Source organism: Pseudomonas sp. GW821-FHT02C04 (assembly GCF_059421845.1).
In genome coordinates this window covers 326,338-343,501 of sequence record NZ_JBWKVT010000002.1, presented here as the reverse complement: position 1 = coordinate 343,501, position 17,164 = coordinate 326,338, and the positions used below count along the sequence as shown (strand labels likewise).

General features: G+C 60.3%; 16 protein-coding genes. 13 read left to right on the top strand and 3 right to left on the bottom strand.

What is annotated here, in order from left to right; all coding sequences use genetic code 11:
* Positions 1-114 precede the first annotated feature (114 nt).
* The gene (gene argA / locus AC07VV_RS09670; protein WP_102619648.1) at positions 115-1,413 is read left to right on the top strand and encodes an amino-acid N-acetyltransferase; all 1,299 of its coding nucleotides are present in this window, start codon (positions 115-117) and stop codon (positions 1,411-1,413) included.
* A gap of 39 nt (positions 1,414-1,452) precedes the next feature.
* Here argA and tauA read toward each other — a convergent pair whose 3' ends face one another.
* A complete protein-coding gene (tauA, locus tag AC07VV_RS09665; protein ID WP_495036324.1) occupies positions 1,453-2,442 on the bottom strand; it encodes a taurine ABC transporter substrate-binding protein in 990 nt (329 codons plus the stop codon).
* Between the two features lie 365 nt (positions 2,443-2,807).
* Between tauA and AC07VV_RS09660 the strand changes: the two genes are divergently transcribed.
* From AC07VV_RS09660 to AC07VV_RS09625, 8 genes are all read left to right on the top strand, one after another.
* Positions 2,808-4,133: an OprD family porin gene (locus AC07VV_RS09660; RefSeq protein ID WP_102619649.1), complete on the top strand. Its 1,326-nt coding sequence runs from the start codon at positions 2,808-2,810 to the stop codon at positions 4,131-4,133.
* Between the two features lie 305 nt (positions 4,134-4,438).
* Positions 4,439-5,077, top strand: coding sequence for a peroxiredoxin (locus AC07VV_RS09655; RefSeq protein ID WP_457380131.1), 639 nt, complete (start codon positions 4,439-4,441; stop codon positions 5,075-5,077).
* Positions 5,078-5,319: 242 nt separating this feature from the next.
* Positions 5,320-5,913, top strand: coding sequence for an NADPH-dependent FMN reductase (gene ssuE / locus AC07VV_RS09650; RefSeq protein WP_495036091.1), 594 nt, complete (start codon positions 5,320-5,322; stop codon positions 5,911-5,913).
* Positions 5,914-6,002: 89 nt separating this feature from the next.
* Positions 6,003-6,983, top strand: coding sequence for a sulfonate ABC transporter substrate-binding protein (locus tag AC07VV_RS09645; protein WP_495036090.1), 981 nt, complete (start codon positions 6,003-6,005; stop codon positions 6,981-6,983).
* Between the two features lie 25 nt (positions 6,984-7,008).
* Complete coding sequence (gene ssuD / locus AC07VV_RS09640; protein WP_102619651.1) at positions 7,009-8,157, top strand: FMNH2-dependent alkanesulfonate monooxygenase; 1,149 nt, start codon at positions 7,009-7,011, stop codon at positions 8,155-8,157.
* A gap of 9 nt (positions 8,158-8,166) precedes the next feature.
* A complete protein-coding gene (gene ssuC / locus AC07VV_RS09635; protein WP_011336451.1) occupies positions 8,167-8,949 on the top strand; it encodes an aliphatic sulfonate ABC transporter permease SsuC in 783 nt (260 codons plus the stop codon).
* Complete coding sequence (ssuB, locus tag AC07VV_RS09630; RefSeq protein WP_249482986.1) at positions 8,946-9,752, top strand: aliphatic sulfonates ABC transporter ATP-binding protein; 807 nt, start codon at positions 8,946-8,948, stop codon at positions 9,750-9,752. The genes ssuC and ssuB overlap by 4 nt, the downstream gene beginning before the upstream one ends.
* Positions 9,753-9,779: 27 nt before the next feature.
* Positions 9,780-9,995 carry a TOBE domain-containing protein gene (locus AC07VV_RS09625; RefSeq protein WP_007953520.1) on the top strand — a complete coding sequence of 72 codons (216 nt, stop codon included), beginning with the start codon at positions 9,780-9,782 and terminating at the stop codon, positions 9,993-9,995.
* A 70-nt stretch (positions 9,996-10,065) separates the two neighbouring features.
* Here the strand turns inward: AC07VV_RS09625 and AC07VV_RS09620 are convergent, their stop codons facing one another.
* Entirely contained in the window at positions 10,066-10,698 is a 633-nt protein-coding gene (locus AC07VV_RS09620) for a TetR/AcrR family transcriptional regulator (RefSeq protein ID WP_102619652.1), read from the bottom strand.
* Between the two features lie 117 nt (positions 10,699-10,815).
* Positions 10,816-12,192 carry a glutamine synthetase family protein gene (locus AC07VV_RS09615; RefSeq protein ID WP_096817455.1) on the bottom strand — a complete coding sequence of 459 codons (1,377 nt, stop codon included), beginning with the start codon at positions 12,190-12,192 and terminating at the stop codon, positions 10,816-10,818.
* 278 nt (positions 12,193-12,470) lie between these two features.
* Here AC07VV_RS09615 and AC07VV_RS09610 point away from each other — a divergent pair, with 278 nt between their 5' ends.
* The 4 genes from AC07VV_RS09610 (at position 12,471) to AC07VV_RS09595 (ending at position 16,981) form a co-directional block, all read left to right on the top strand.
* Positions 12,471-12,827 (top strand): gamma-glutamyl-gamma-aminobutyrate hydrolase family protein, encoded by a 357-nt coding sequence (locus tag AC07VV_RS09610; protein WP_495036089.1) that lies wholly within the window; start codon positions 12,471-12,473, stop codon positions 12,825-12,827.
* A 93-nt stretch (positions 12,828-12,920) separates the two neighbouring features.
* Entirely contained in the window at positions 12,921-14,279 is a 1,359-nt protein-coding gene (locus AC07VV_RS09605; RefSeq protein WP_096817456.1) for a glutamine synthetase family protein, read from the top strand.
* 56 nt (positions 14,280-14,335) lie between these two features.
* On the top strand, positions 14,336-15,700 hold the full coding sequence (locus AC07VV_RS09600; protein WP_011336447.1) for an aspartate aminotransferase family protein: 1,365 nt from the start codon (positions 14,336-14,338) through the stop codon (positions 15,698-15,700).
* A gap of 171 nt (positions 15,701-15,871) precedes the next feature.
* Positions 15,872-16,981, top strand: coding sequence for a polyamine ABC transporter substrate-binding protein (locus AC07VV_RS09595; RefSeq protein ID WP_495036088.1), 1,110 nt, complete (start codon positions 15,872-15,874; stop codon positions 16,979-16,981).
* The last annotated feature ends 183 nt before the right edge of the window (positions 16,982-17,164 follow it).

Here is a 17,164-nt window from a genome sequence, read left to right as displayed (position 1 = left end):
ATTCATGAGGAGAGCGCGCGTGTCGCCAAGCCTGTTCCGACGATAACCATCAGCCCGCTGTGCGTTTTCCGTTTCGCCCTTTTTCCGGCTGCTATTTATTACAGGCCCAGGTTCATGCCCGAATACGTCAATTGGCTTCGTCACGCGTCCCCTTATATCAATGCCCACCGCGACTGCACCTTCGTCGTCATGCTGCCCGGCGACGGCGTGGAGCATCCGAATTTCGGCAACATCGTCCATGACATCGTGCTGCTGCACAGTCTCGGCGTGCGGCTGGTACTGGTCCATGGTTCCCGTCCACAGATCGAAACCCGTCTCGCTGCTCGCGGCCTGACCCCGCATTACCACCACGGCATGCGCATCACCGATGCCGCGACGCTGGAGTGTGTGATCGACGCGGTCGGTCAGTTGCGCATCGCCATCGAAGCACGGTTGTCCATGGACATGGCTTCGTCGCCGATGCAGGGTTCGCGCCTGCGAGTGGCCAGCGGCAATCTGGTGACCGCACGCCCAATCGGCGTGCTGGAAGGTGTCGACTATCACCACACCGGCGAAGTGCGCCGGGTCGACCGCAAGGGCATCAACCGTCTGCTCGACGAGCGCTCCATCGTGCTGCTGTCGCCGCTGGGTTATTCGCCGACCGGTGAAATCTTCAACCTGGCCTGCGAAGACGTCGCCACTCGCGCCGCCATCGATCTGGGCGCTGACAAGCTGCTGCTGTTCGGCGCGGACCTCGGTCTGATCGACGAAAACGGCAAACTGGTACGCGAACTGCGTCCACAACAGGTTCCGGCGCATTTGCAGCGCCTGGGCAGCAACTATCAGGCAGAACTGCTGGATGCCGCCGCCGAAGCCTGCCGTGGCGGTGTGGCGCGCAGTCACATCGTCAGTTATGCCGAGGACGGCGCGCTGCTGACCGAACTGTTCACCCGTGACGGTGGCGGTACGTTGGTGGCCCAGGAGCAATTCGAGCGGGTGCGCGAGGCGGCGATTGAAGACGTCGGCGGCTTGCTTGACCTGATCAGTCCGCTGGAAGAGCAGGGGATTCTGGTACGCCGCTCGCGCGAAGTGCTGGAGCGTGAGATCGAGCAGTTCAGCGTGGTCGAGCGTGAAGGGATGATCATCGCCTGTGCGGCGCTGTATCAGATTGCCGATTCGGATGCCGGTGAGCTGGCGTGCCTGGCGGTGAACCCGGAATACCGCCATGGCGGTCGCGGCGACGAATTGCTCGAACGCATCGAGACCCGTGCCCGGGCGCAGGGCCTGAAGACGCTGTTCGTCCTCACCACCCGCACCGCCCACTGGTTCCGCGAGCGCGGCTTCGAGCCGAGCAGCGTCGAGCGCCTGCCGGCGGCGCGGGCTTCTCTCTATAACTATCAGCGCAACTCGAAGATCTTCGAAAAAGCCCTGTGATCGGCGATTGCCCCCACGTGACACGTGGGGGCATATCCTTTATTCAGCAACAAACTTCGCACTGACATACGGCGAGTAGTCGGGCAGTACGCTTTCGACCTTGCCCTGTTCCTTCAGGAATTTCGCCGTTTCACCAATCGCCTTCGCCGTGCCGCCATCCAGCAGCGCAGTGGTCTGTTGCGCCTTGGCATCGGGGAACGCCGAACCTGCGAGCAATTCCGGGACATCGGCGGCATTGGCACCAGTCAGTTTGGCGATTTTCTGCACCGGTACCGAGTCGGCCGTCCAGCTGTCTTTATGGGCGGCATAGTCGGCGAACGAGTCCAGAGTCACCTTGGCGAATTTGGCCAAGACTTCCGGGTGCTTCTCGGCAAAGTCCTTGCGCGCTACCCAGACTTCGAAGGTCGGCGCGCCCCACTGGCCGACCTGCGCGGCATCGGTCAGGGTCTTGCCGGTTTTGCGGATCTCGCCCAGCGCCGGTGACCAGACAAAGGCGCCGTCGATGTCACCGCGTTTCCAGGCCGCCGCGATTTCCGCAGGTTGCAGGTTCACCACTTTGACTTTCGAGGTGTCCAGGCCCCAGTGCTTAAGCGCGCCGAGCAGGCTGTAGTGGGAGGTGGAGACGAACGGGGTGGCGATGGTCTTGCCGATCAGATCCTCGGGCTTGTTGATACCGCTGCCGTTGCGAACGACCAGGGCTTCGGCGGCATTGATCTGCGCCGAGACGATGAACGCGACAATCGGCAGGTTGCGCGAAGCGGCGGCCGCCAGCGGGCTGGAGCCGAGGTTGCCGATCTGTACGTCACCGGAGGCGATGGCTGTCACAACTTCCGGGCCGCTATTGAAACGGCGCCAGTCGATTTTCTCGCCTATGGTCTTCTCGTAAACGCCATCGGCCTGAGGGACTTTGCTTGGGTCGATGCCGGTCTGGTAGCCGACAGTGAGGTTAGCGGCGTGGGCAGAGAAAGAAATCAGTGCTGATACAAAAACTGTAACAAATTGACTAGATAGTGCGCGTTTGGCCATGATGGCGTCGCCTTTTCGATAGGGTTTGACGAATCGGGGTTTCGCCAAAGCTAAACGATCTAAAAAAAGGCTAATAAATACCATTTAGGAATGAGCTTAGTCGCCGATACGCTGTATCCCGGTGCAGATGGCCACTACAGGGCCATATGTCTGAATGGTATTAAAAGGAATCAATAAATTCTTTTTGGGTTTATCAGGAAGTCTTTACCCTGCAAGGACCAAATAACTGCGATTAGACCTTGGTCGTAGACACACAAGGTTACGATTGACTTGTCAGTCACGGTCTGGCGCTAATCGCGCATCTTAGGATCCAGGGGCATCAGACCCCGGACCAGGAACACAAGAATTAGAAACGAGAGGAGCGATACATGAACAAGTCCACCTTGGCCCTGGCCGTGGCCGTAGGGGTTATTGCGCAGCAGGCAGGCGCAGCCGGTTTCATCGAAGACAGCAAGGCCACCTTGGGGCTGCGTAACTTCTACATCAACACCGATAACCGCGATGGCACTGGTCCGAACAAGAACGAAGAGTGGGGCCAAGGCTTCGATCTGCGTTTCACCTCGGGTTACACCCAAGGTACCGTTCAGTTCGGCGTTGACGCTATCGGCCTGTACGGCGTGCGTCTGGACTCCAGCCCGGCTACCAGCGGCAACTCCGCAGGTACCGCTTCGGGTGGCACTGTTTTCCCAAGCGACGGCAACCGTGCTGTGCATGACTTCGCCAGCCTGGGCGTGACCGGCAAGGTCAAAATCTCCCAGACCGAACTGAAGGTCGGTACTCTGCTGCCGAACAACCCGGTCATCAAGTACAACGATGGTCGTCTGCTGCCACAAACCTTCCAGGGCGAAGCGATCACTTCGAACGAGATCAAGGACCTGACTCTGACTGCCGGTCAGGTTGAGGCCGTGAAGGGTCGTAACTCCAGCAACAACGAAAACATGTCGATTGCTGGTGCGAACGCTGGTTCGAACTACGACAAAGGCGTGTTCAGCAACAAGTTCTACTACGCCGGTGCTGACTACAAGCTGACCAAAGACCTGACCGCCTCGTACTACTACGGCGAACTGAAAGAGTTCTACTCGCAGAACTTCCTGGGTCTGGTACACAACTGGGCAATCGGTCCAGGCGTACTGAAAAGCGACCTGCGTTACTACCGCAGCCGTGACAACGGCAACAACGGCGACACTCCTGCCTACTACACCAGCGGTTTCTACGGCGGCAAAACCGTCAAGGGCAAGGTCGACAACGATCTGTACAGCTACCTGGCTCTGTACTCGGTTCAAGGTCACACTTTCGGTGCTGGCTATCAGTACACCAAGGGTGACAGCGACTTCCCTTGGCTGAACCAGGGTGACGGCTCGTCCAACAGCACCATCACCGACATGCAGATCCAGAAGTTTGCCCGTGCTGGCGAACGTACCTGGCAAGCTCGCTACGCTTATGACTTCGCCAAAGTCGGCGTGCCTGGCCTGACCGCCGGTGTGATCTACCTGCGTGGCGATAACATCGACACTCCGGTCGGCGAAAAAACCGAGTGGGAACGTGACATCACCGTTGGCTACGTGATTCCGGAAGGCCCGCTGAAGAACCTCGGCGTTGCCTGGAAGAACGCCATGTGGCGTACCGATCTGGCGAGCACTCGCTCCCAGGACGAAAACCGCCTGATCGTCAGCTACTCGATCCCGCTGCTGTAATAGCGCTCCTGCACTGATGTAAAAAACCGATGTAAAAAAGCCCCGTCCGGCATCGCGCCGGACGGGGCTTTTGTGTTTTCGGGTCAGGCCCACCCCCGTAGACCTTTCCCGACATTTCCCTCTTTGCAGCAACTCAAGGCCTTCTCGAACCTTGGGGCCGATGTTCGGCGCGTTGCCGACAGGCGTCCAGTGAACAGATGTTTAATATTCTTAAACGATATAAATATCTCGTTATTTATTCTTTTTCATATAGGCAAATCCCGAGCTACAGTTGAGGTCTCCAACAACTCATCAGGAGCAGCACCATGAGCCTCAGACTCGGCGATATCGCCCCCGATTTCGAACAGGATTCCAGCGCTGGCAAGATTCGTTTCCACGAGTGGCTGGGCGATAGCTGGGGCGTGCTGTTCTCCCACCCGGCGGACTTCACCCCGGTGTGCACCACCGAGCTGGGCTTCACCGCCAAGCTCAAGGATGAGTTCACCAAACGCGGCGTGAAGGCCATCGCCCTGTCGGTCGATCCGGTGGATTCGCACCACAAGTGGATCGAAGACATCAACGAAACCCAGCACACTATTGTCAACTTCCCGATCCTGGCCGATGCCGATCGCAAGGTGTCGGATCTCTACGACCTGATCCATCCGAACGCCAGCGACACGCTGACCGTGCGTTCGCTGTTCGTGATCGATCCGAACAAGAAGATCCGCCTGACCATCACCTACCCGGCGAGCACCGGGCGCAACTTCCACGAGATCCTGCGGGTGATCGATTCGCTGCAACTCACCGACAACTACAAGGTGGCCACTCCGGCCAACTGGCAGGACGGTGACGAAGTGGTAATCGTGCCGTCGCTCAAGGATGAAGACGAAATCAAGAAACGCTTTCCAAAGGGCTACCGCGCGGTGAAGCCGTACCTGCGCCTGACGCCACAGCCGAACAAATAACCGTCCTCGGATCGCTCCCACACTCTGCATGGGGAGCGATCAGTTCGAACCACGATGCAGGGTTTCAGGCCGTTTTCACGGCCTGTTTTTTTGCCCGGAAGAACGTGAAACGTATATCTCCATAAGGAATAACCAAATGAATAAATATGATTTATGGATATATGAATCAGCTGGTAAGGTCAGTGTCATTGAAGCGAGATCGCAACCCGCGAATCGCCGGTAACGCTCAAGGAATTGTCTGAATGCTGGTCGTCTCACTCGGTGGCAGTCCCAGTCAACGCTCCCGTTCCGGGGTGTTGCTGGAGCGCTCGCAACGCTGGTTGCAGCAGCAAGGGGTGGAAGTGGTGAGTTATCAGGTGCGGGACTTCCCGGCTGAAGACCTGCTCCACGCCCGCTTCGACAGCCCGAAGGTGCTCGACCTGCTGCAACAGATTGAAAACGCCGATGGCCTGCTGATCGCGACTCCGGTCTACAAGGCGTCGTTCTCCGGCGCACTGAAGACCGTACTGGATCTGCTGCCCGAGCGCGCCCTGAGCCACAAGATTGTCTTGCCGATGGCCACGGGCGGCAGCATCGCCCACATGCTGGTCGTCGATTACGCACTCAAACCGGTGTTGTCGGCGTTGAAGGCCCAGGAAATGCTGCAAGGGATTTTTGCCGAGGACAGCCAGATCGCCTACGGCGAAGGCAGTGCTGCGGCGCAGTTGGCGCCAGCTCTGGAGCAGCGCCTGCACGAAGCGCTGGACCAGTTTGTCAGCGCCATGGCCCGCCGACCGAAGCCGCTGGAGCCGGGCCTGTTGAACGAGCGTTTGTTGAGTGCTCGCTGGAGCATTTGAGCCACATCGAAACTTGAAGTACTGGCCTTACTCGCCCGCCAACGGGCAAGCAGGTGCAGCCAAAACCCAACAGCAAAAAGGAGAGCGCTATGCGCACTGTATTTTTGCGTCGTGGTCTGGTCGCTCTGTTTGCTGCGGCTGTCACCTTCGGCGCCATCACTCAAGCTCAAGCCGAGACACTTCGGATCGGTTATCAGAAGTACGGCACGCTGGTGCTGCTCAAGGCCAAAGGCACCCTGGAGAAACGCCTCGCCGCCCAAGGCGTCGACGTGCAATGGACTGAATTCCCCGGCGGCCCGCAACTGCTGGAAGGCCTGAACGTCGGCTCGATCGACTTCGGCGTCACCGGCGAAACTCCGCCAGTCTTCGCTCAGGCGGCCGGTGCCGATCTGCTCTACGTGGCCTACGAGCCTCCAGCGCCGAACAGCGAAGCGATCCTTGTGCCGAAAGATTCGCCGATCAAATCGGTGGCGGATCTCAAGGGCAAGAAAGTCGCGCTGAACAAGGGCTCCAACGTCCACTACCTGCTGGTGCGTGCGCTGGAAGACGCCGGCCTCAAGTACACCGACATTCAAACCGTATTCCTGCCGCCGGCCGATGCCCGCGCCGCGTTCGAACGTGGCAGCGTCGACGCCTGGGTCATCTGGGATCCGTACCAGGCCGCCGCCGAGAAACAACTGCAAGCGCACACCCTGCGTGACGGCAAAGGCATCGTCGACAACCACCAGTTCTACCTGGCGACCAAACCCTACGCACAGAAAAATCCCGAGGTGATCAAGACCCTGGTGGAAGAAGTGCGCGCAGTGGGCGAATGGTCCAAGGCCAATCCGGAAGACGTGACTCAACAGGTGTCGCCGCTGCTCGGTCTGCCGGCAGACATCACCCTGACCTCGGTGAAACGCCAGGGCTACGGCGCGCTGTTCCTGACCCCGGAAGTGGTCGCCGCGCAACAGAAAATCGCCGACACCTTCTACCAGCTCAAGCTGATTCCCAAGCCGTTGAGCATCAAGGACGTGATCTGGACGCCACCGGCCGCTGTGGCCCAAAGCTCGGCCACCCAAGCCCAGTAAATCGAATTTCCAAGGAGACCACTCCATGAGCCTCAACATCTTCTGGTTCCTGCCTACCCACGGTGACGGCCATTACCTTGGCACCGCCGAAGGCGCCCGCGCCGTCGACCACGGCTATCTGCAACAGGTCGCGCAAGCGGCGGATCGACTGGGTTTCGGCGGCGTGCTGATTCCTACCGGCCGCTCCTGCGAGGATTCATGGCTGGTGGCGGCATCGTTGATTCCAGTGACCCAGCGCCTGAAGTTTCTGGTCGCCCTGCGCCCCGGGATCATTTCCCCGACGGTGGCAGCGCGTCAGGCCGCGACCCTGGATCGGTTGTCTGGTGGTCGTGCGCTGTTCAACCTGGTAACCGGTGGCGATCCGGAAGAGTTGGCCGGCGACGGTCTGTTCCTTGACCACGAAGCGCGCTATCAGGCCTCGGTGGAATTTACCCGGATCTGGCGTCGTGTGCTGGAAGGCGAAACCGTGGATTACGACGGCGAGCACATCAGCGTGAAGGGCGCCAAATTGCTCTATCCGCCGATCCAGCAACCGCGCCCGCCGCTGTACTTCGGCGGTTCTTCGGAAGCGGCGCAGGATCTGGCCGCCGAACAAGTGGAAATGGTCCTGACCTGGGGCGAGCCGCCAGCGGCGGTGGCCGAGAAGATCGAACAGGTTCGCGCCAAAGCCGCCAAACTCGGCCGCACCGTGCGCTTCGGCATCCGTCTGCATGTGATCGTGCGGGAAACCAACGCCGAAGCCTGGCAGGCAGCGGATCGCCTGATCTCGCATCTGGACGACGACACCATCAAACGTGCCCAGGCTTCGCTGGCGCGGTTCGATTCGGTCGGTCAGCAACGCATGGCCGCGCTGCACGGCGGCAGCCGTGACAACCTCGAAGTCAGCCCGAACCTGTGGGCCGGTGTCGGCCTGGTGCGCGGCGGTGCCGGTACGGCACTGGTTGGCGACGGTCCGACTGTGGCCGCTCGCGTGAAGGAATACGCGGCGCTGGGCATCGATACCTTCATTTTCTCCGGTTATCCACACCTCGAAGAATCGTATCGGGTGGCCGAGCTGCTGTTCCCGCACCTCGACGTCGAGCGTCCGGAACTGCCGAAAAGCGCCGGTTATGTCAGCCCGTTCGGCGAGATGGTGGCCAACGACATTCTTCCCAAAGCCGCGTCCCAGAGCTGAGGCGCCGCCATGAAGAAATTTATCCACAGCCTCGCGCCCTGGGCGTTGCCGGTGTTGTTGCTGGCGGTGTGGCAGTTGTCGGTGTCGGCGGGTTGGCTGTCGACGCGGATTCTGCCGGCGCCGGTGGCGGTGATCGAAGCTGGCGTGAGCCTGGTGCGCAGCGGTGAAATCTGGACGCACCTGGCAATCAGCGGCTGGCGCGCCGCGCTGGGCTTCACCATCGGTGGCAGCATCGGTCTGGTGCTGGGCTTTATCACCGGCCTGTCGAAGTGGGGGGAGCGCCTGCTCGACAGCTCGGTGCAGATGATCCGCAACGTGCCGCACCTGGCGCTGATTCCGTTGGTGATCCTGTGGTTCGGCATCGACGAGTCGGCGAAGATTTTCCTGGTGGCGTTGGGCACGTTGTTCCCGATCTACCTCAACACCTATCACGGCATCCGCAACGTCGACCCGGCGCTGGTGGAGATGGCCCGCAGTTATGGCCTGTCCGGTTTCAGCCTGTTCTGGCAGGTGATTCTGCCGGGGGCGCTGCCTTCGATTCTGGTCGGCGTGCGCTTCGCCCTGGGCTTCATGTGGCTGACGCTGATCGTGGCGGAAACCATCTCTGCCAGCTCGGGCATCGGTTACCTGGCGATGAACGCCCGCGAGTTCTTGCAAACCGACGTGGTGGTGCTGGCGATTCTGCTGTACGCGGTGCTCGGCAAACTGGCCGACCTCGCGGCCCGTGGACTTGAGCGTGTGTGGCTGCGCTGGCACCCAGCGTATCAAGTGGCGAAAGGAGGTGCGGCATGACCGCTCAACAACCTCCACGCCTGCTGCGCGGCATTCCGCTGGCGGTGCGCAATCTGCAAAAGACCTTCGGTTCGCGGCAGGTGCTGCGGGGCATCGACCTGCACATTCCGGCGGGGCAGTTCGTCGCGGTGGTCGGGCGCAGCGGATGCGGCAAAAGCACGTTGCTGCGCTTGCTCGCTGGCCTCGATCAACCCACCGGCGGCGATCTGCTGGCCGGGGCTGCACCGCTCAGCGATGCGCGGGAAGACACCCGATTGATGTTTCAGGAAGCACGGTTGTTGCCGTGGAAAAAGATCATCGACAACGTCGGTCTCGGCCTTAAAGGCAACTGGCGCCCGCAAGCCCTGGAAGCGCTGGATGCAGTCGGCCTGGCGGATCGCGCCAATGAATGGCCGGCGGCGCTGTCCGGCGGGCAGAAGCAGCGTGTAGCGCTGGCTCGAGCGCTGATCCATCAACCGCGCCTGCTGTTGCTCGACGAGCCGCTGGGCGCACTGGACGCGCTGACCCGGATCGAGATGCAGCAACTGATCGAACGTCTCTGGCAACAGCATGGTTTCACCGTGTTGCTGGTGACCCACGATGTCAGCGAAGCGGTGGCGATTGCCGACCGGGTGATTCTGATCGAGGACGGCGAAGTCGGTCTCGATCTGCAGGTGGAGCTGCCGCGCCCTCGGGTGCGTGGCTCCCATCGACTGGCAGCGCTGGAAACCGAAGTACTCAACCGTGTGTTGTCCCTGCCCGGCGAGCCGCCGGCGCCGGAGCCCGTTTCACCCTTGCCTACGCAACTGCGTTGGGCTCAATAACTCAAGCAAACGACAGGAATCAATGCCATGACTATCAAAGCCATCAACGTACGCAACCAGTTCAAAGGCGCGATCAAGGAGATCGTTCTCGGCGACGTACTGTCGGAAATCGACGTGCAGACCGCTTCCGGCATCGTCACTTCGGTGATCACCACCCGTTCGGTCAAGGAGCTGGAACTGGAGGTCGGCAGCGAAGTGATCGCCTTCGTGAAATCCACCGAGGTGTCCATCGCCAAGTTGTAAGCCTGTGAGTAAAAAACAACCCCGAAGGGTGTGAGCCCTTCGGGGTTTTTTGTGTCTGTCGCGTGCCGCGCTAGAGAACCCGCTTGGGCAGGTACGGCGGCAGATACAGCCCGATGTAGGCATCGAACACACGCATTCCTTCCTCGGCCATGCGCGGGGTGATCTGCCCGTGCTGCTGCACCGAGCGGGCGTAGACGCGGTCGCCCAGTTCCATCGCCAGCGCGAACACGTCGACGTCATCCGGCAGCTTCGGCAGTTCGAAGTGATGGTCGAACAGCTTGTGCATCAGGTCGCCCAATTCGAGGTCGTGCTGACGATCGGCCTGGGTGACTTCGGTGAGGCCGTGTTGCGCAAGGATCAGTTGGCGGGCGGCGGCGTCTTCGTCGTAGATCTCCAGCATCCGTTGCTCGACCAGTCGTGACAGGTCGCGCCAGTCGCGCAGGGCGTCGTGATCGATCGGCGCTTGCAGGCAGGCGCGGAAGGCCGCGTGGACATCCGCCGTCAGGCCCTCGAGCAACGCCGGGACGCTGGCGAAGAAATGGTAGACCGAGGAGGGCGGGATCTGCGCGCGCTCGGCGACGCTGTAGACCGACAGGCTCGCCACGCCCTCGGCGGCCAGCAGCGTGCGCGCGGCGTCGAGTATCGAATCGATCCGCGCCTGGCTGCGGGCACGGGGTTTGCGGACGGGGGCGGGACGCGTCATGAAAGTCTCCTGCGGGGCATCGGGCATTGTACGCAGAGCTTGGCCATGTGCCACAGGGGCCAATAAAAAACGCCGCGGGCTGAGAAGCCAACGGCGTTTTCTTTTGCTGCAATCCGCTTAAACGGTATGCAGGTACCAGTTGTACTCAAGGTCGGAGATGGAGTGTTCGAACTCCTCCAGCTCGCTTTCCTTACAGGCGACGAAGATATCGATGTACTTAGGATCGATGTACTTGGCCATCACTTCGCTGTCGTCCAGCTCGCGCAGGGCATCGCGCAAGTTGTTCGGCAGGCTCTGCTCGTTCTGCTCGTAGCTGTTGCCTTCGACCGGAGCGCCCGGTTCGATCTTGTTGACCAGACCGTGGTGCACGCCCGCCAGGACCGAAGCCATCAGCAGGTACGGGTTGGCGTCGGCGCCGGCAACGCGGTGCTCCAGGCGAACCGCGTCGGCGGAGCCGGTCGGTACGCGCAGGGCCACGGTGCGGTTGTCCAGGCCCCAGCTCGGCGAGTTCGGCACGTAGAACTGTGCGCCGAAACGACGGTAGGAGTTGACGTTCGGGCAGAGGAAAGCCATCTGCGCGGGCAGGGTCTCGAGCACACCGCCGATCGCGTGACGCAGCGCGGCGTTCTGCTCGGGATCCTCGCTGGCAAAAATGTTTTTGCCTTGTTTATCCAGAATCGAAATGTGTACGTGCAGACCGTTACCTGCCTGGCCCGGGTACGGCTTGGCCATGAAGGTGGTGTCCATTTCATGGTCGTAGGCGATGTTCTTGATCAGACGCTTGAGCAGGACCGCGTAGTCGCACGCCTTGATCGGGTCAGCGACGTGGTGCAGGTTCACTTCGAACTGCGCCGGGGCACTTTCCTTGACGATGGCGTCAGCCGGGATGCCTTGCTCTTTTGCACCTTCCAGAATGTCCTGGAGGCAGTCGACGTATTCGTCGAGATCGTCGATCAGGTAGACCTGGGTCGAATGCGGGCGTTTGCCGGAGATCGGCGAGCGTGGCGGCTGAGGGCGGCCGTTCACGTTTTCCTGGTCGATCAGGTAGAACTCGAGTTCGAATGCGGCGCAGATGGTCAAGCCCAGCTCGTCAAACTTTGCAACAACTTGACGGAGCACTTCGCGCGGATCGGCGAAGAAAGGGTCACCTTCGAGTTCGTGCATGGTCATCAACAGTTGCGCGGTAGGGCGCTTCTGCCATGGCTCGTTGCACAGGGTGTCGGGGATTGGATAGCAGATACGGTCGGCGTCGCCGATGTCCAGGCCCAGACCGGTGCTTTCCACCGTCGAACCATTGATATCCAGAGCAAATAGAGAGGCCGGCAGGTTGATGCCTTTCTCGTAAACCTTGTGGAGGCTGGTGCGTTCGATGCGCTTGCCGCGCACCACACCATTCATATCCGCAATCAGAAGGTCAACGTACAGAACCTCAGGATGTTCCTTAAGGAACGCGTTCGCTTCGTTAAGCTGAACGGCACGCGGGGGTACCGACATGATGCAACACCTTTGTTGTTAAAAATATCAATCATTGATCTTTTCTGGTTTCAGTCAACCCGAACGGCCTGCCGAAGTCAAGCGAGGCCTTTTTTGCCCTGAAAAAGCGCCATGAGGGCATTTATGGGGCACTTTGGGGCATTTTTTTATCCATGGAGGACGCGCCACCCGCAGGCTTGAGCAGGCCGTGTTGTATTTTTTACGGGGGTGTTGTGTAAAAAAATGAACAAGGCTAAGCTCGGGTCAAACCCATAACAGCAATAATACCGGGGTGCTTCATGTCTCGCCTGCCGTTAATCGGCGTCACCGACTGCTCCTTGCAGTCCGGTCTGCATGCTTATCACATCAGTGGCGACACGTCCGTCCGCAGCGCAGCCAGCAAGGCTCGCAGCCTGCCAGCGTTGTCTCTGTCCACGGCAGATCAGGCGGCAGCGTCCGATATTCTGGACGTGCGCGAAGGCATCCTCTTTAGCGGTTCTCCTTTCAATATAGATCTCTTTCCTTCTTCCGGCCTGCACCGCGCCCGTCGCCGTGCCCGTGATTCTGCACGCCCCGGATGTGCACAGGAAATGCAACGCCAGCGTAAAGGGCAGGTAAGCTCCTCCTTCATTGTCTATGCGCGGTGCCAGGCGTAAGCCGGTACTGCGCGCAAGCAAGCCCCCTTAACGCGACGCCCCGTGCGTCAAACTTGCCTGACACGCGTCAGGAGACTCAGCCCAGAGGCATTTATGAGTAACAACCTCGACCAGCTCACCGATTGGTTGAAAGACCACAAGATCACAGAAGTCGAATGCATGATCGGCGACTTGACCGGTATCACCCGGGGCAAGATCTCGCCGACCAACAAGTTCATCGCCGAAAAAGGCATGCGCCTGCCAGAGAGCGTTCTGTTGCAGACCGTGACCGGCGACTACGTCGAAGACGACATCTATTACGAACTGCTCGACCCGGCCGACATCGACATGATCTGCCGCCCCGACCAGAACGCCGTGTACCTGGTGCCATGGGCCATCGAGCCGACCGCCCAGGTGATCCACGACACCTACGACAAGCAAGGCAACCCGATCGAGCTGTCGCCGCGCAACGTCCTCAAGAAAGTCCTGAAACTCTATGCCGACAAGGGCTGGCAGCCGATCGTGGCGCCGGAAATGGAGTTCTACCTGACCAAGCGCAGCGACGACCCTGACTATCCGTTGCAGCCGCCAGTCGGCCGTTCCGGGCGTCCGGAAATCGGTCGTCAGTCGTTCTCCATCGAAGCGGCGAACGAATTCGACCCGCTGTTCGAAGACGTCTACGACTGGTGCGAATTGCAGGAGCTGGACCTCGACACGCTGATCCACGAGGACGGCACCGCGCAGATGGAAATCAACTTCCGTCACGGCGATGCACTGTCCCTGGCCGACCAGATTCTGGTGTTCAAACGCACCATGCGTGAGGCCGCCCTCAAGCACAACGTAGCCGCGACCTTCATGGCCAAGCCGATGACCGGCGAGCCGGGCAGTGCGATGCACCTGCACCAGAGCATCATCGACATCGAGACCGGCAAGAACGTGTTCTCCAATGAAGACGGGACCATGAGCCAGTTGTTCCTGCACCACATCGGTGGCCTGCAGAAACTGATCCCGGAATTGCTGCCGCTGTTCGCACCGAACGTCAACTCGTTCCGCCGCTTCCTGCCGGACACCTCGGCACCGGTAAACGTGGAGTGGGGCGAAGAAAACCGCACCGTGGGCCTGCGCGTACCGGATGCCGGCCCGCAGAACCGTCGGGTGGAAAACCGCCTGCCGGGCGCCGACGCCAACCCGTACCTGGCGATTGCCGCGAGCCTGCTCTGCGGCTACATCGGCATGGTCGAGGGCCTCAACCCTAGCGCGCCGGTCGTGGGCCGTGGTTACGAGCGTCGCAACCTGCGCCTGCCGCTGACCATCGAAGACGCGCTGGAGCGTATGGAAAACAGCGCAACCATCGAGAAATACCTGGGCAAGACCTTCATCACCGGCTACGTCGCGGTCAAGCGGGCCGAGCATGAAAACTTCAAGCGCGTGATCAGTTCCTGGGAGCGTGAGTACCTGCTCTTCGCCGTCTGATACGCCGGGCGCGGTGGCCAGCTGCCGCGCCTTCACCGATAACAAGGAGAATTGGCATGACCAGCAACAACCCGCAAACCCGTGAGTGGCAAGCCCTCAGCAGCGATCACCACCTGGCCCCGTTCAGCGACTTCAAACAGCTGAAAGAAAAGGGTCCACGGATCATCACCAACGCCAAGGGCGTGTACCTGTGGGACAGCGAGGGCAACAAGATCCTCGATGGCATGGCGGGTCTGTGGTGTGTGGCGATCGGTTATGGACGCGATGAGCTGGCCGATGCGGCCGCCAAGCAAATGCGCGAACTGCCTTACTACAACCTGTTCTTCCAGACCGCCCACCCGCCGGCACTGGAACTGGCCAAGGCCATCGCCGACGTAGCGCCGGAAGGCATGAACCACGTGTTCTTCACCGGTTCCGGCTCTGAAGGCAACGACACCATGCTGCGCATGGTTCGCCACTACTGGGCGATCAAGGGCCAGCCGAACAAGAAAGTCATCATCAGCCGCAAGAACGGCTATCACGGCTCCACCGTGGCCGGCGCCAGCCTGGGCGGCATGACGTACATGCACGAGCAGGGCGACTTGCCGATTCCGGGCATCGTCCATATCGCCCAGCCGTACTGGTTCGCCGAAGGCGGCGACATGACCCCGGAAGAATTCGGGATCTGGGCGGCCAATCAGCTGGAAGAGAAGATTCTCGAAGTCGGCGTCGACAACGTCGGTGCCTTCATTGCCGAGCCGATCCAGGGCGCCGGCGGCGTGATCATTCCGCCAGACACCTACTGGCCGCGCATCAAGGAAATCCTCGCCAAGTACGACATCCTGTTCGTGGCGGACGAAGTGATCTGCGGTTTCGGCCGTACCGGCCAATGGTTCGGCAGCGATTTCTACGACCTCAAGCCCCACATGATGACCATCGCCAAAGGCCTGACGTCCGGCTACATCCCGATGGGTGGCCTGATCGTGCGCGACGAAGTGGTGGCGGTGCTCAACGAGGGCGGCGATTTCAACCACGGCTTCACCTACTCCGGTCACCCGGTGGCGGCGGCGGTGGGTCTGGAAAACATCCGGATTCTGCGCGAAGAGAAAATCATCGAACGCGCCCATGAAGAAACGGCACCGTATTTGCAGAAACGTCTGCGCGAGCTGAACGATCACCCGTTGGTGGGGGAAGTGCGCGGAGTCGGTCTGCTGGGGGCCATCGAGCTGGTGCAGGACAAGGCCACTCGCAAGCGTTACGAAGGCAAGGGTGTGGGCATGATCTGCCGCCAGTTCTGCTTCGACAACGGGCTGATCATGCGCGCCGTGGGCGACACCATGATCATCGCGCCGCCGCTGGTGATCAGCAAGGCGGAGATCGATGAGCTGGTGACCAAGGCACGCAAATGCCTGGACCTGACCCTCAGTGCATTGCAGGGCTAAGTGCTAGGCTCTGAGCGATGGAGCTGTTGCGCTGTCGCTCGGAGCTGTCAGAAAGGCTGGTCTTTTCTTGAAAGACCGCCTCGTATCTTGCCAGACTAGCCGCGGTTCCAGTTGTCCGGGTTCGGCCGCTGAACAAAGTGGTTCAAAAAAGAAAAATTTGGAGCATGACGCATGAAGGCATTAGGTAAAAAGCTTGCTGGCAAGACTCTTCTGGCCCTGTCCGTCGCGGGCATGATGGCGGGCGCGGTTCACGCGGACGACAAAGTGCTGCACGTCTACAACTGGTCCGACTACATTGCTCCGGACACCATCGCGAACTTCGAGAAAGAGTCGGGGATCAAGGTCGTCTACGACGTGTTCGACTCCAACGAAACCCTGGAAGCCAAGCTGCTGGCGGGCAAGTCCGGCTACGACGTGGTCGTGCCGTCGAACAACTTCCTGGCCAAGCAGATCAAGGCCGGCGTTTACCAGGAGTTGGACACCTCCAAGCTGCCTAACTGGAAGAACCTGAACCAGGACCTGCTCAAGGCCGTGTCGGTCAGCGACCCGGGCAACAAGCACGCCTTCCCGTACATGTGGGGCTCGATCGGCATCGGCTACAACCCGGAGAAGGTCAAGGCTGCACTGGGCGTCGACACCATCGATTCCTGGGACGTTCTGCTGAAGCCGGAAAACATCGCCAAGCTCAAGGGCTGCGGCGTGAGCTTCCTCGATTCGCCGACCGAAATGCTCCCGGTCGCGCTGCACTACCTGGGCCTGCCAACCGACACCCAGAAGAAAGAAGACATCAAGAAAGCCGAGGATCTGTTCCTCAAGATTCGTCCTTCGATCACCTACTTCCACTCCTCCAAGTACATCTCGGACCTGGCCAACGGCAACATCTGCGTAGCGGTCGGCTACTCGGGTGACGTGCAGCAGGCCAAGTCCCGTGCCGCCGAGGCCGGTGACAAGGTGAAAGTCAGCTACGCGATTCCGAAGGAAGGTGCTGGCAGCTTCTTCGACATGGTCGCCATTCCGAAGGATGCCGAAAACGTTGAAGGCGCCTACAAGTTCATGACCTTCCTGCAGAAGCCTGAAGTCATGGCCGGCATCACCAACGCCGTACGTTTCCCGAACGGTAACGCCGCTGCAACGGCACTGGTGGAAAAAGACATCACCAGCGATCCAGGCATCTACCCGCCAGCCGACGTGCAGGCCAAGCTGTATGCCATCGCCGATCTGCCGGCGGCGACCCAGCGTGAAATGACTCGCAGCTGGACCAAGATCAAATCCGGTAAATAAGCCGGTTTGACGCAGCAACCGCTGGCCGTCGCGTTCGCAAGGACGGCCAGCGGTGCAATTAAATGACAGAAAGTTTTGCTGGAACGGTTTTTCGAGGGTAAGTTGCGCGCCGGTTTTGTTGCCGGGCAACCGTGACTGTCATGCAGCGCGGGGCAACTTGGGCCCAACTAAATTAGAGGACCT